The 12880-nt window shown below is 57.7% G+C and carries 12 protein-coding genes and 1 tRNA gene; 2 read left to right on the top strand and 11 right to left on the bottom strand.

Annotated elements, in window-relative coordinates; genetic code table 11:
- The first annotated feature begins 28 nt into the window (after positions 1-28).
- Positions 29-787 carry a UDP-2,3-diacylglucosamine diphosphatase gene (locus tag IEV40_RS08705; protein WP_371870044.1) on the top strand — a complete coding sequence of 253 codons (759 nt, stop codon included), beginning with the start codon at positions 29-31 and terminating at the stop codon, positions 785-787.
- Between the two features lie 53 nt (positions 788-840).
- Here IEV40_RS08705 and IEV40_RS08700 read toward each other — a convergent pair whose 3' ends face one another.
- The 4 genes from IEV40_RS08700 to rnr all read right to left on the bottom strand — a co-directional run bounded on the left by IEV40_RS08700 (position 841) and on the right by rnr (position 5585).
- On the bottom strand, positions 841-1539 hold the full coding sequence (locus IEV40_RS08700) for a YceH family protein (protein WP_188420619.1): 699 nt from the start codon (positions 1537-1539) through the stop codon (positions 841-843).
- A 21-nt stretch (positions 1540-1560) separates the two neighbouring features.
- Positions 1561-2307, bottom strand: a complete 747-nt coding sequence (gene cysE / locus IEV40_RS08695; protein ID WP_188420617.1) for a serine O-acetyltransferase — start codon at positions 2305-2307, stop codon at positions 1561-1563.
- 108 nt (positions 2308-2415) lie between these two features.
- Positions 2416-3150: a 23S rRNA (guanosine(2251)-2'-O)-methyltransferase RlmB gene (gene rlmB / locus IEV40_RS08690; protein WP_188420615.1), complete on the bottom strand. Its 735-nt coding sequence runs from the start codon at positions 3148-3150 to the stop codon at positions 2416-2418.
- A 2-nt stretch (positions 3151-3152) separates the two neighbouring features.
- Positions 3153-5585 (bottom strand): ribonuclease R, encoded by a 2433-nt coding sequence (rnr, locus tag IEV40_RS08685; protein WP_188420613.1) that lies wholly within the window; start codon positions 5583-5585, stop codon positions 3153-3155.
- A 165-nt stretch (positions 5586-5750) separates the two neighbouring features.
- Between rnr and IEV40_RS08680 the strand changes: the two genes are divergently transcribed.
- Positions 5751-5835 (top strand) — tRNA-Leu (locus tag IEV40_RS08680).
- Between the two features lie 144 nt (positions 5836-5979).
- On the opposite strand, the gene IEV40_RS08675 is transcribed toward IEV40_RS08680, so the two are convergent.
- The 7 genes from IEV40_RS08675 to hfq all read right to left on the bottom strand — a co-directional run bounded on the left by IEV40_RS08675 (position 5980) and on the right by hfq (position 12788).
- A complete protein-coding gene (locus IEV40_RS08675) occupies positions 5980-6519 on the bottom strand; it encodes a phosphoribosyltransferase (protein WP_188420611.1) in 540 nt (179 codons plus the stop codon).
- Positions 6520-6534: 15 nt separating this feature from the next.
- Positions 6535-7848, bottom strand: coding sequence for an adenylosuccinate synthase (locus IEV40_RS08670; protein ID WP_188420609.1), 1314 nt, complete (start codon positions 7846-7848; stop codon positions 6535-6537).
- 3 nt (positions 7849-7851) lie between these two features.
- Positions 7852-9006 carry an ATP phosphoribosyltransferase regulatory subunit gene (locus IEV40_RS08665; RefSeq protein WP_188420607.1) on the bottom strand — a complete coding sequence of 385 codons (1155 nt, stop codon included), beginning with the start codon at positions 9004-9006 and terminating at the stop codon, positions 7852-7854.
- 146 nt (positions 9007-9152) lie between these two features.
- Positions 9153-10031, bottom strand: a complete 879-nt coding sequence (gene hflC, locus IEV40_RS08660; protein WP_188420605.1) for a protease modulator HflC — start codon at positions 10029-10031, stop codon at positions 9153-9155.
- Positions 10031-11347, bottom strand: a complete 1317-nt coding sequence (gene hflK / locus IEV40_RS08655; RefSeq protein ID WP_188420603.1) for an FtsH protease activity modulator HflK — start codon at positions 11345-11347, stop codon at positions 10031-10033. The genes hflC and hflK overlap by 1 nt, the downstream gene beginning before the upstream one ends.
- A gap of 50 nt (positions 11348-11397) precedes the next feature.
- Positions 11398-12516 carry a GTPase HflX gene (gene hflX, locus IEV40_RS08650; protein WP_188420601.1) on the bottom strand — a complete coding sequence of 373 codons (1119 nt, stop codon included), beginning with the start codon at positions 12514-12516 and terminating at the stop codon, positions 11398-11400.
- Positions 12517-12551: 35 nt separating this feature from the next.
- The gene (gene hfq, locus IEV40_RS08645) at positions 12552-12788 is read right to left on the bottom strand and encodes an RNA chaperone Hfq (protein WP_188420599.1); all 237 of its coding nucleotides are present in this window, start codon (positions 12786-12788) and stop codon (positions 12552-12554) included.
- Positions 12789-12880 lie beyond the last annotated feature (92 nt).

Raw genomic sequence — 12880 nt, 5'->3', positions numbered from 1 at the left:
TCAGGCATCAAAACAAGCGCAGCCGGAAATGGCTGCGCTTTTCGTTTCCGACCTGCATCTGCAGGAGGACATGCCGCGCACCATGCAGGCATTCTTCACATTCCTGCAGGAACAGGCTCCGTGCGCAGCGCAACTCTACCTGCTGGGCGACATCTTCGAAGCGTGGGTAGGCGACGACGACATGAATGATCCTTGCCATCGCCGCATGGCCGATGCCATTCGTCACCTGGGCGAACAGGGAACCGAGGTTTTCTGGATGGCCGGCAATCGCGACTTTCTCGTCGGTGAACATTTCGCACAGGCCGCCGGCATGACCTTGCTGGCCGATCCATTCGTCACCACGATCGCCGGCCATTCCCTCGTGCTGACACATGGCGATGCCTGGTGTACCGACGATACGGCCTACATGGAGTTCAGGGCGCAGGTGCGCCAACCGGAGTGGCAGAAAAACTTCCTTGCACTACCGTTGGAGCAACGCAAGAAAATTGCCGAGGATTTGCGCGCCGGCAGTCGGGAAGCGCAAAAAGGTAAGTCTTATGCGATCACCGACGTCAATGAGCAGGCCATCACAGACCTGTTCGATCGCACGGCGGCGACCGTCATGATCCACGGCCATACGCACCGGCCAGCCATGCATCGGCATCTAATCAGAGAAACCACACACCTACGCTACGTTCTTTCGGATTGGGATCTGGATCATGGAACACCGCGCGGCGACTGGCTATCCATCGACCACAATGGGACGATTCACCGTCACGATCTGCATGGTGACGACATTGAGAACTGAATAAGAAACCGAACAGGAATTTCGTACGGCCGGCCGTGCAAGTCTGGCGGGGGCTATTCGAATTGCGAGCGGAATCGTCCGAATTGTTCGGTCAAGGCAGCTACTTCTGCCTTCAGCGCAGCGACTTCGTGCTCCAACTCGGCAATACGATTATTCCTCGACACCGACGCAACGACTTCGACGCCCTCTGAAGCAGCCATCGGCAAATCAACATCGCCCGACAGCAACTGCGCATAACGCGCCTCCTTCGAACCGGGTGCGCGCGTCAGTTTCGCCACCAGCGGCGGATATTTGTCGATCAGGAATTGCAGACAGGCTTCAACGTCTGCCAGCGACGCGAATTCCTGCAGGCGACCACAGCGGGCACGAATCTCTCCAGCCGTTTGCGGGCCACGCAGCATCAGGATGACCAGCACAGCGAGCTTGTCCTGTTCAAGCACCCATTTGACCCGCAACCGATGTTCATACTTGGGAACGCGCGCGCCGGACTGGTTGACTTCGGCAACGAATCGCTCCTGCATCAGACGCTGCAAGGCCTGTTGCACGTCTTCCTCGCTCAACGTCATCACCGGTTCGCGGCTGGACAACTGGTTGCAGCCATTGACCAGCGCATTCAGCGACAACGGATAATTGTCCGGCGTCAATGCCTCTTTTTCCGCCAGCACAGCCAGCACGCGCAGTTCATGCGCATCGAACAAATCCTGCCCTTCGACCGGCGTTGCGTCGATCGGTTGTGTTTCTTCGCTACTCATGTTTTTCGCCCGGGTTGTCGCTTATTCGACGAGCTTGTTCAGTTGTTCGGCATCGAATTTCTCGGCCGACTGCAGCGTTTCACAATCGATGCCGGCGCATTTCAGCGCGGCAAGGATTTTCTCGATCTGGTGTTCCTGCGTCGCCGCATTGTCGATCAGACCGTGCAAGGCCTTGGACAGCGGATCGTCGCCGTTCGGCGTCACACCGTAGGCGGCAAACATGCGGGCGGCAGTTTCGTCGCGCGCATTGGTTTCCTTCAGGATGATCCGCGCCGGATTGCCGACCGCCGTCGCGCCGGCCGGCACTTCCTTCACGACAACCGCATTCGAGCCGACCTTGGCGCCCTCGCCAACCGTGAATGCACCCAACACCTGCGCGCCGGCACCGATGATGACGCCATTCGCCAGCGTCGGATGGCGTTTGGCCCCCTTGCTCAGCGACGTACCGCCCAGTGTCACGCCCTGATAGATCGTGCAATCGTCGCCGACTTCGGCCGTCTCGCCGATCACCACGCCGAAACCATGATCGATGAAAACGCGGCGTCCTATCGTTGCTCCCGGATGAATTTCGATGCCGGTCAGACCGCGCGAGATATGTGACGTAAAGCGACCCAGCCATTTGCAATCGCGCGTCCAGAACCAATGCGCCCAGCGATGCATGACGATGGCGTGAAAACCCGGATAGCAGGTAATGACCTCCCACGCGCTACGCGCAGCAGGATCACGCGTCATGATGTTGGCGATGTCTTCTCGGATACGGCTGAACATGGATTCGAAATGCAAAAAATGCGTAGGACGCAAGTGTAGCCTGTAATGGCAAATCATGAATGCCGCCGCACAGAACCGGCGGCGGCAGGAACAGCTGAAACGGCGCCGTCAGACCAGCCGCTGACGCCGTGCTTCGTACAGACAGACGCCTGAGGCGACCGAGACGTTGAGGCTTTCGACCGAGCCGAACATCGGGATGCCGACCAGCACGTCGCAGGTTTCACGCGTCAGACGGCGCATGCCTTCGCCCTCCGAACCCATGACGAGCGCCGCCGGACCGGAAAAGTCCGCCTGATAGAGATTTTTCTCCGCATCGTCGGTGGTGCCGATCAGCAGAATCTCGCGCTCCTTCAGTTCGCGCAACGTACGCGCCAGATTCGTCACCGTGATGTACGGCATCGTATCGGCCGCACCGCTGGCCACCTTGGCTGCCGTTGCGTTCAAACCGACCGCGCGATCCTTGGGCGCAATCACTGCATGCGCGCCAGCGCCGTCCGCTACCCGCAGGCAGGCACCCAGATTGTGCGGATCGGTCACGCCGTCCAGTACCAGCAGCAACGGCGGCCCTTCGATGCCGTCCAGCAACTCGTCCAGATTACGGGCCAGCGACAGTTGTCCTGCTTTCGCCACCACGCCCTGATGGCGGCGCGTGCCGACAATGGCATTCAGTCGCGCATCGTCCGCCTGGATCATGCGCACACCGGCAGCCTGGATCGCACGGATCAGCTCCTTCATGCGCGGATCGCGGCGTTCCGCGTCGATATAGATTTCCTCGATCGACGAGGCATCGTGGCGCAGACGCGCCGTCACGGCATGGAAGCCGAAAATCATCTTGCTTTTCATTGTTATCGTTTCTTCTTGCCGGATCGGGAAGCGGAGGCGCGCTGCTTGCGCGGCGGCGCTGCGTGCTTGGGTTGTGCTTTGGTCTTCTTCGCCGAAGCCGGCTTGGGGGGAGCAGCCTTGGCTGCCTTCTTTGACTTGGCAGTGCGTACGCCCTGTTCGACTTCCGCACGCCGCGCTTCGTTTTTCAACACGGTACGAATTCCCGGTTCGTTGACCAGGCGCAAATCGATCTTGCGTGCGTCCAGATCGACACGGCTGACCTGTACCGTCACGCGATCGGTCAGCTGATAGCGGATACCCGTGCGTTCGCCGCGCAGTTCGTGCCGCGCTTCGTCGAACTTGAAGTGATCGGCACCCAGCTCCGTCACATGCACCATGCCTTCGATATACAAGGCGTCGAGCTGCACGAAAATACCGAATGCCGCCACGCCGGAAATCGTGCCGGTGAACTCCTCGCCCAGCTTGTCGCGGATGAAATAGCACTTCAACCATGCCTCGACATCGCGCGAAGCTTCATCGGCACGGCGCTCATTGGCTGAACAATGAATGCCAAGCGCTTCCCAGATTGCCAGATCGCCTTCGGGTTTCGCTTTCTGCTTGCCTGCCGCCTTGTCCTGCGCGTTCTTCTTGCGCGCCGCCGGCGACAGCATCGTATTGAGCTGACTGGTATTGATGCTCTTCGGCGTGTAACGCTTGCCGTGCAGGATCGCCTTGATCGCGCGATGTGTCAGCAAGTCCGGATAACGGCGGATCGGGCTGGTGAAATGCGCGTAGGCGGCGTAGGATAAACCGAAATGGCCGATGTTGTCAGGACTGTAGACCGCCTGCTGCATCGAACGCAGCAGCATCGTCTGCAGCAGCAAGGCATCCGGTCGCGTCTTGATCTTCGTCATCAATTCGGCATAGTCGGCCGCGGCCGGCTTGTCGCCACCACCCAGGTTCAAGCCGACCTGTTTCAGGAAGGTTCGTACCTGATTCAGTTTTTCCGTCGTCGGCAACGCGTGCACGCGATACAGGCTTGGATGCTTGTGTCGCTCCAGCAGATCTGCGGCGCAGACGTTGGCCGCCAGCATGCATTCTTCGATCAGCTTGTGTGCTTCATTGCGCGTACGCGGTACGATCTGCTCGATCTTGCCGACCTCGTTGCAGACGATATACGTTTCGGTCGTCTCGAAATCGATGGCACCACGCGCATGGCGCGCCTGCAGCAGCGCCTGATAAACGCCGTACAGATGCAGCAAATGCGGCACCAGCGCCTGCCGGCGCGAGGCTTCGATGCCTTTCGTATTGCCGAGAATCGCAGCGACTTCGGTATAAGTCAGGCGTGCCGCCGAATGAATGACAGCAGGATAGAACTGATAGGCCTTGATCTCGCCCTTGGCGGTGATGACGGCATCGCACACCAGCGTCAGGCGATCCACATCGGGATTCAGCGAACACAATCCGTTCGACAGCTTTTCCGGCAGCATCGGAATCACGCGACGCGGGAAATACACCGATGTGCTGCGTTCGAGCGCATCCGCATCCAGCGGCTCGCCAGGTTTCACGTAGTGGCTGACGTCGGCAATCGCAACGATCAGGCGAAAACCGGAAGCACGGCCGATCTTGCACGGCTCACAGTAAACGGCATCATCGAAGTCGCGTGCATCCTCGCCATCGATCGTCACCAACGGCACATCGCGCAAATCGACGCGCTCGGTCAGATCCGCTGCGCGAACCTCGTTCGGCAACTTGGATGCGACTTTTTTTGCTTCTTCGGAAAATTCATGCGGCACGCCATATTTGCGCACGGCAATTTCGATCTCCATGCCTGGATCGTCGATATCGCCCAGCACCTCGACAATGCGGCCGACCGGTTGGCTGAAACGCGATGGCTGCTCGATCAACTCGACACTGACCACCTGCGCCGCCTTCGCCTTGCCGGGCGAGCCGGCCAGCAGAATATCTTGGCCGATGCGTTTGTCTTCCGGCGCGACGATCCAGACGCCGTTCTCGTTCAGCAAGCGGCCGATCACGTAGCTATTAGCACGTTCGACCACTTCAACGATCGATCCTTCCGGACGGCCACGCCTGTCAGTACCGACGACGCGCACCTGCACGCGATCGCCGTGCAATACCTTCTGCATTTCCTTTTCCGGCAGGAAGATGTCGGAACTGGCATCGTCAGGAATCAGGAAACCATAGCCGTCACGATGACCGCTGACACGCCCTTCGATGAAGTGCGATGAATGTGCAAGTTGATAATTGCCGGCACGGTCCGGCTTGATCTGCCCGTCGCGCTCCATGGCGTTCAGGCGACGTGTGAATCCTTCCATTTCGTCGGGCTTGACGCTCAACGCCGCAGCAAGCGAATCGGCATCGTGGGAAGCGGCCGCAGTGCGAAGAATGCCGAGGATTTCTTCCCGGCTCGGGATGGTATATGTGTATTGGCTCAAAAGCGCTTTCTACTGACTAAAATATGATTGAACGAAGCGAGTGTAACGGAGCACGTGGATGTTTGCATGACAAGTCGGTGATCCGACAAATTATCCGGCAAGAGGTGTTGACAGCCTCCGTAATCCCTATATAATGGCGGTCTTTCTGCAGCAGTACAGCAGCAGGCCCACGTGGCGGAATTGGTAGACGCGCATGGTTCAGGTCCATGTGCCGCGAGGTGTGGGGGTTCGAGTCCCTCCGTGGGCACCAGGTCACAAAGAGAAACCCGTTGATTCGTCAACGGGTTTTTTCTTTTCTGCCGGAACATTCGTGCCCTCTTCCGTTTGCAACTGCATTATGCAACCACATTGAAGCATTGCACCGGCATCAGGATCAATCGATCCAATCCAACGATTATTGCGGACCTTTTCTACGCGTCGCCAGTTGATGCGGACGCAAGCCGTCATATTGCTCGAACGGCTGATGTATCCACGGATTGTCGGGAAGATAATCGAGATAGAAATCCGGCTTGACCACAGAACGCGCCTTGTACCAGATGACTGCCGTCTTGATCTCGGTCACGGCGGGAAAGCGTTCCGTCAGATGGCGCTGAACCTGCTCCAGCGTCACGCCCGAATCCGCCAGATCATCGATCAGCAAGACCTTGCCGCCCAAGGAGCCTCCGGTCATCGTGATATGCGCGGCGATATCCAGTTGTCCCTGCGCCTTGCCGGCATCTTCGCGATAGGAACTGGTCGACAGGATCGCGAGCGGCACATCGAAAATACGGGAAAAGACATCCCCCGGGCGCAGGCCGCCTCGTGCGAGGCATAGGATCTGGTCGAACGACCATCCCGATTCGTGAACGAGCAATGCCAGCCGCTCGATGGCATCGTGATACGTGTCCCAGTCCACCCATAAATCGGAAGAAGCCGGTTCACACGCATCACGCATTACATCACCCGACGATTATTTGAAGGGATGGCGCAGAACGATCGTCTCTTCACGATCGGGGCCGGTCGAAACCATGTCGATCGGCACGCCCACCAGTTCTTCGATACGCTTGATATAGGCGCGTGCATTGGCCGGCAGCACGTCCATCGACTTGGCGCCAACCGTGCTTTCCTTCCAGCCCGGCATTTCTTCGTAGATCGGTTCGCATGCTGCGGCATCCTCTGCGCCGACCGGGAAGATGTCGACCTGCTTGCCGTGCAGCTTGTAGCCGGTGCAAATGCGCAGCGATTCCAGACCGTCCAGCACATCGAGCTTGGTGAAGCACATGCCGGTCACGCCATTGATCTGCACCGAACGACGCAGCAATGCGGCGTCGAACCAGCCGCAGCGACGCGCACGGCCAGTCACGGTACCGAACTCGTGGCCGACTGTAGCCAGATGCTTGCCGATGCCCTGATCGGTCGGCAGTTCCGATGGGAACGGGCCGGAACCGACGCGCGTCGTATATGCCTTGGTGATGCCGAGCACATAGTGCAGCATGTCTGGGCCGACGCCGGCGCCAGTTGCGGCATTCCCTGCCACGCAGTTGCTCGATGTGACGTACGGATAGGTGCCGTGATCGACGTCCAGCAGGCTGCCCTGCGCACCTTCGAACAACAGATTTGAACCGTTGTTGAAGGCTGCATACAGTTCACTCGATACATCACCCACCATCGGCTTCAGACGTGGCACATCGGCCAGCGCATCGTCGAGCGTCTTCTGGTAGTCGATCGCCTGCACCTTGAGGTAATGAGTCAACACGAAGTTGTGATAGTCGAGATTTTCGAGCAGCTTTTCCGCAAAGCGTTTTTCGTTGAGAAGATCTGCCACACGGATCGCGCGACGCGCAACCTTGTCTTCATAGGCCGGACCGATGCCTTTGCCGGTGGTGCCGATCTTGTTCTCGCCACGCGCCACTTCACGTGCCACGTCCAGCGCCACGTGATACGGCAGAATGATCGGACAGGCTTCCGAAACTTTCAGTCGCGACGGCACTTCGACGCCAATTGCCTGCAGCTTGTCGATTTCGCGCAGCAAATCGGGCACAGACAACACGACACCGTTACCGATGTAACAGGCCACGCCTTCTCGCATGATGCCCGACGGTATCAATTGCAGCGCCGTCTTGTGGCCGCCGATCACCAGCGTATGGCCGGCGTTATGACCGCCCTGGAAGCGCACCACGCCTTGCGAATGATCGGTCAGCCAATCGACGATCTTTCCCTTGCCCTCATCGCCCCACTGGGTACCGACAACAACGACGTTCTTTGCCATATTTTGTGTAGACATCACTTAACCTAAATTTTTGATAATCCAGTTGCCATTCTCGAACACCAGTGCACGATCGCACTCGAATTCGTCCTGATCGTTTTCATCGCCGGACAGGCTGTGTATCACGACCTCGCCCGATTGGCGCAGCGACGCAATGGTTGCATGCAGTTTTGCATCGCGCCCCCATGGCGCGCGAATCGCCCGCTTCGGTGCTGCCGCAGGCAGCAAGCGCGCCAGTTCGCGCAAATCCATCGAAAAACCGGTTGCTGGGCGCGCACGGCCGAACGCCTCGCCGACGTGATCGTAGCGGCCGCCGCGCGCCACCGCGTTCGGCAGGCCATCGACATAGATCGCGAACATCACGCCGCTTTCGTACTGATAACCGCCCAGATCCGCCAGATCGATGGTAATGACGTTCGCACCGCCTGCCAGTTTCGACAGCGACTCCAGTTCGTTCAATGCCCGTGCGATACCCGGCAGTTTCGGCAAGACTTCGCGCGCACGAACCAGAACCGATGCATCGCCGTACAAGCCAGGCAGCGCCAGCAATGCGCGTCGCGTATCTTCCGCATATTTCGCCGTGATCTTCTGCAGTTCCGGCACATCCTTGGCACGCAAGCAGGCGTACAACATGGCCTCGTCCTTGCGTGCATCCGCATCGTTTTCGAGGATCGCGCACAGGATGCCGACATGGCACAAGTCCATGCGGACATGCTTGACGCCTGCCAGTGCCAGCGAAGCTAGCGCCAGCTCCTGGATTTCGGCATCGGCTTCCAGACCTGCGTGGCCATAGATCTCGGCACCAATCTGCAACGGTTCGCGCGTCGCATGCAAACCGCTCGGCCGCGTGTGCAGCACGCTGCCGGAATAGCACAGGCGTGTGATCGACGAGCGGTTCAGCAGATGCGCATCGATACGCGCCACCTGCGTCGTCATGTCGGCGCGAATGCCGAGCGTACGGCCCGACAACTGGTCTACCAGCTTGAACGTGCGCAATTCCACGTCATGGCCGGCTCCTGCCAGCAGCGAATCCAGATATTCCAGCATCGGCGGCATGACGAGCTCATAGCCGTACAGATGAAAATTGTCGATGATCGCGCGACGCAACTCTTCGACCTTGCGCGCTTCGGACGGCAGGACGTCGGCGATATTTTCGGGTAACAGCCAGTTAGGCATGACGGAAGACGGATAACTCAGGAAAGAAACGAAAAATAGGCAAAAGCCGGGTTCATCGGCATCACGCCGATCCACCGGCTAGCAGCAGGTTTCTGCCGCACGGAAAAAAGGCTAGGCCTTTCTCCCGCATGTGCGTACAACGGGCATCAATTCTTCTTGCCGCCCTCACTCTTGAAATACTTGAAGAACTCTGAAGTGGGATCGATGACCAGCGTATCGTTACGCGTCTTGAAGCTTGCACGATAGGCCTCAAGGCTGCGATAGAACTTGTAGAACTCCGGATTTTGGCCGAAGGCCTGCGCATAGATACGCGAAGCCTTGGCATCGCCATCACCGCGAATACGCTCGGCATCACGATACGCTTCCGCCAGGATAACCGTACGCTGACGATCGGCATCCGCACGAATCTTTTCGGATTCGGCTGCGCCCTGCGAACGCAATTCATTCGCTACGCGTGCACGTTCGGATTTCATCCGGTCGAAGACGGAATTGTTGATCTGCTCGACGTAATCCACACGCTTCAGGCGCACATCGACAATCTCGACACCGATCTGCTTGGCTTCTTCCGATACTTTTTTCTGGATGCCGTCCATCACCTTGCCGCGCTCGCCGGAAATCACTTCACGCACGGTACGCTTGGTGATTTCCTCATTCAGCGAAGCCTTGACGATCTGGTTCATGCGGTTCTGCGCACTGCGTTCATCGCCGCCGAAACTGACGAAATACAGGCGAGGATCGACGATGCGCCATTTGACGAATGCATCGACGAGAATGTTTTTCTTCTCTGCCGTAATGAAGCGATCGGCATCCGGCGTATCCAGCGTGAGAATACGCTTATCGAGAAAAATGACATTCTGGAACGGTGGCGGCAGCTTGAAATGCAGTCCGGGTTCCTTGATGACGCTCTTGACTTCACCCAGGGCAAACACGATCGCATATTGCCGCTGGTCCACCACGAACATCGTCGAGAACAGCAGTATCAGCGCAATGATCAGCGCAATCAGATAGGAAAACAGGCGATTCATCAGCGCACCTCCCTTTCACGGGAACTGCGATCATCGCCGCGCGAACGCGGATCCTGTTGCAATTGCATCTCCAGTGTTGATTGATCGTTTCGCATGATCGAAGATGGTGCGGCATGCGATTGCGCTGCCGTGCTACCCGTCGAAGACGCTGCACCTGGCTGTTGTGCCGACTGCGTAATCAGTTTGTCCAGCGGCAGATAGATCAGATTGTTGCTGCCTTTCGCATCCACCATGACTTTGGTCGTGCTGGCGAAAATCTTCTGCATCGTATCCAGATACATGCGATCACGCGTCACCGCCGGTGCCTTTTCGTATTCTGCATTGATCTGTTTGAAGCGCGCCGCTTCGCCTTCTGCATTGGCAATGACGCTCGAACGATATGCTTCGGACTCTTCCTGAAGACGCGAGGCTGCACCACGCGCACGCGGGATCACATCGTTCGCATAGGCCTGGCCTTCGTTCTTCTGGCGCTCGCGATCCTGACCTGCCTTGACCGCATCGTCGAATGCAGCCTGCACCTGCTCTGGAGGTTGCACCGCTTGCATTGTCACATTGGTGATCTGCACACCGGCCTTGTAACGATCCACAATCTGCTGCATCAATGCACTGGTGTCGAAAGCGACCTTCTCACGGCCTTCGTACAGGACGAAATCCATCTTGCTTCGGCCGACGACTTCGCGAATCGCCGTTTCCGCTACCTGCTTGACCATCTCATCCTGTTCGCGGTTGTTGAATATCCAGTCGGATGCATTTTTCAATGTGTATTGAACCGCGAACTGGATGTCGATGATGTTCTCGTCTTCCGTCAGCATCAGCGATTCCTGCGGCTGCTTGTTCTTTACATTGCCGCGATAGCCGACTTCGACCGTACGAATCTGCGAGACATTGACGATCTCATGACTTTGGATCGGTGTTGGCCAGCGCCAGTTGAAACCGGATTGCGTCATGTGGCTGTATTTGCCGAAAGTCATGACGACACCCGTCTGACCTTCCTGCACAATAAAGAAGCCGCTGACCAGCCACAAAAAGGCGACGATGACCGCGATCACCGCCGCGCCGATTCCTGCGCCACGCATGTCTGGTGTAAATCCTTCTCCGCCGCCAGCGTCGTTGCCGCCACCTCCACCACCCGAGCGACGATTGCCGAACAGATTGCCCAGACGCTGGTTGAAATCACGCCAGAGCTGATCCAGATCCGGCGGACCGTCATTCGGCCGCCTGCCGTTCTGGCTCTTGTCGTCTTGCGAACCACGTCCCCAGCGGGGATCGTTGAGGGAAAACTTCACACCAAGTCTTTTTTTAAGGGAAGCAAGCATGCGTTCGCGGTCCGGGCTGAAAAGTAAGGGGGGATTGCCAAGTCAATTCGTTACGCGTTTACATCGTCCGATGCGACAAGCGATGCATCTTCTAAGCTGGCGGCGCGCGCTTTCGCGCATTCGGCTATCGCTTCTCGCAATAGATCCAATCCGCTTCCAGTCTGGGCACTGACAAAAACCCGTCGAATTTTATCATATTCATCACGCTCCAAAGCAGGTTCCAGCCCTGCCGCGTCGATCTTGTTCCAGACGAGGATCTGCGGAATTTTATCCGCACCAATTTCCTGCAAAACCATATTGACCTGTTCGATCTGCTCCATGCGCGCCGGGCTAGCGCCATCCACTACGTGCAGCAGCAAATCCGCATGAATGGTTTCTTCCAGCGTGGCGCGAAAGGCAGCAACCAGTTGGTGGGGCAGTTCGCGGATAAAACCGACGGTATCCGAAATGACGACACTGCCGGCCTCCCCGAGATAAATGCGGCGCGACGTCGTATCCAGCGTCGCAAACAACTGGTCGGCAGCCAGCGCCCGCGCCTTTGCCAGTGCATTGAACAAGGTCGATTTTCCGGCATTGGTATATCCCACCAGCGACACGGAAAACGCATTGTTGCGTCCGCGTGCACGACGTTGCGTGGCGCGTTGCTTGTGCAATTTTTCCAGTTTGGAGCGCAGCATCTTGACGCGCTCGCCGAGCAGGCGGCGATCGGTTTCCAACTGTGTTTCACCGGGGCCGCGCAGACCGATACCGCCCTTCTGGCGCTCAAGGTGAGTCCAGCCTCGCACCAGGCGTGTAGACAGATGCTGCAATTGCGCCAGTTCGACCTGGACCTTGCCCTCATGGCTTTGCGCGCGCTGCGCGAAAATGTCCAGGATCAGGCTGGTACGGTCCACCACGCGTACCTTCAAATGACGCTCAAGGTTACGCTGCTGGGCAGGAGACAGGGCGTGATTGAAAATGGCGATATCGAGGCCGTTGTCGGCGATCGCATCGCCGATCTCGTCCGCCTTGCCGGAGCCGACGAACAAGGCAGCATCCGGAGCGGAACGCTTACCCGTGACGATAACGACCGGGTCAGCGCCGGCCGATCTGGACAACAGGGAAAGTTCTTCGAGGCTTGCGGCAAAATCGCCTTTGCCGAAATCGACGCCTACCAGTACAGCACGCATGTCAGTACCGCACCGGCAGGGTGAAAATGCTGCGCTTACTCAACGTCGGAATCGACGCTCAGATTGACGGCACGTGCAGGAACAACAGTCGAAATTGCATGTTTGTACACCATTTGCGTCACGGTGTTACGCAGCAGGACGACATACTGATCGAAGGATTCGATGTGCCCCTGGAGTTTGATGCCATTGACGAGATAGATCGAGACAGGAACATGTTCCTTGCGCAAGGCATTGAGGAACGGGTCTTGTAAAAGTTGCCCTTTATTGGTCATAACAGCTCCATTGTGTTGTTGTGATAAGGAGGTTGAGACATCTTTCCTGTTTTCAAGTGCCTCTTCTCAGTGGGAATGTAATCGATTTCGCG

It is taken from the genome of Oxalicibacterium solurbis, from assembly GCF_014635845.1.
In the GTDB taxonomy this organism is placed as follows: domain Bacteria; phylum Pseudomonadota; class Gammaproteobacteria; order Burkholderiales; family Burkholderiaceae_D; genus Oxalicibacterium; species Oxalicibacterium solurbis.
The sequence above is the reverse complement of the archived record's forward strand: the minus strand, read 5'-3'. Positions and strand labels throughout refer to the sequence as shown.

Excerpts from the sequence above, each read along its gene's own strand:
- rlmB (WP_188420615.1), bottom strand. The coding sequence starts at position 3,150 with ATGAAAAGCAAGATGATTTTCGGCTTCCATGCCGTGACGGCGCGTCTG.
- IEV40_RS08665 (WP_188420607.1), bottom strand. The coding sequence starts at position 9,006 with ATGCCTAACTGGCTGTTACCCGAAAATATCGCCGACGTCCTGCCGTCC.
- hflX (WP_188420601.1), bottom strand. The coding sequence starts at position 12,516 with ATGCGTGCTGTACTGGTAGGCGTCGATTTCGGCAAAGGCGATTTTGCC.
- hflC (WP_188420605.1), bottom strand. The coding sequence starts at position 10,031 with ATGAATCGCCTGTTTTCCTATCTGATTGCGCTGATCATTGCGCTGATA.
- IEV40_RS08700 (WP_188420619.1), bottom strand. The coding sequence starts at position 1,539 with ATGAGTAGCGAAGAAACACAACCGATCGACGCAACGCCGGTCGAAGGG.
- IEV40_RS08670 (WP_188420609.1), bottom strand. The coding sequence starts at position 7,848 with ATGTCTACACAAAATATGGCAAAGAACGTCGTTGTTGTCGGTACCCAG.
- IEV40_RS08705 (WP_371870044.1), top strand. The coding sequence starts at position 29 with ATGGCTGCGCTTTTCGTTTCCGACCTGCATCTGCAGGAGGACATGCCG.
- cysE (WP_188420617.1), bottom strand. The coding sequence starts at position 2,307 with ATGTTCAGCCGTATCCGAGAAGACATCGCCAACATCATGACGCGTGAT.
- hfq (WP_188420599.1), bottom strand. The coding sequence starts at position 12,788 with ATGACCAATAAAGGGCAACTTTTACAAGACCCGTTCCTCAATGCCTTG.
- hflK (WP_188420603.1), bottom strand. The coding sequence starts at position 11,347 with ATGCTTGCTTCCCTTAAAAAAAGACTTGGTGTGAAGTTTTCCCTCAAC.
- IEV40_RS08675 (WP_188420611.1), bottom strand. The coding sequence starts at position 6,519 with ATGCGTGATGCGTGTGAACCGGCTTCTTCCGATTTATGGGTGGACTGG.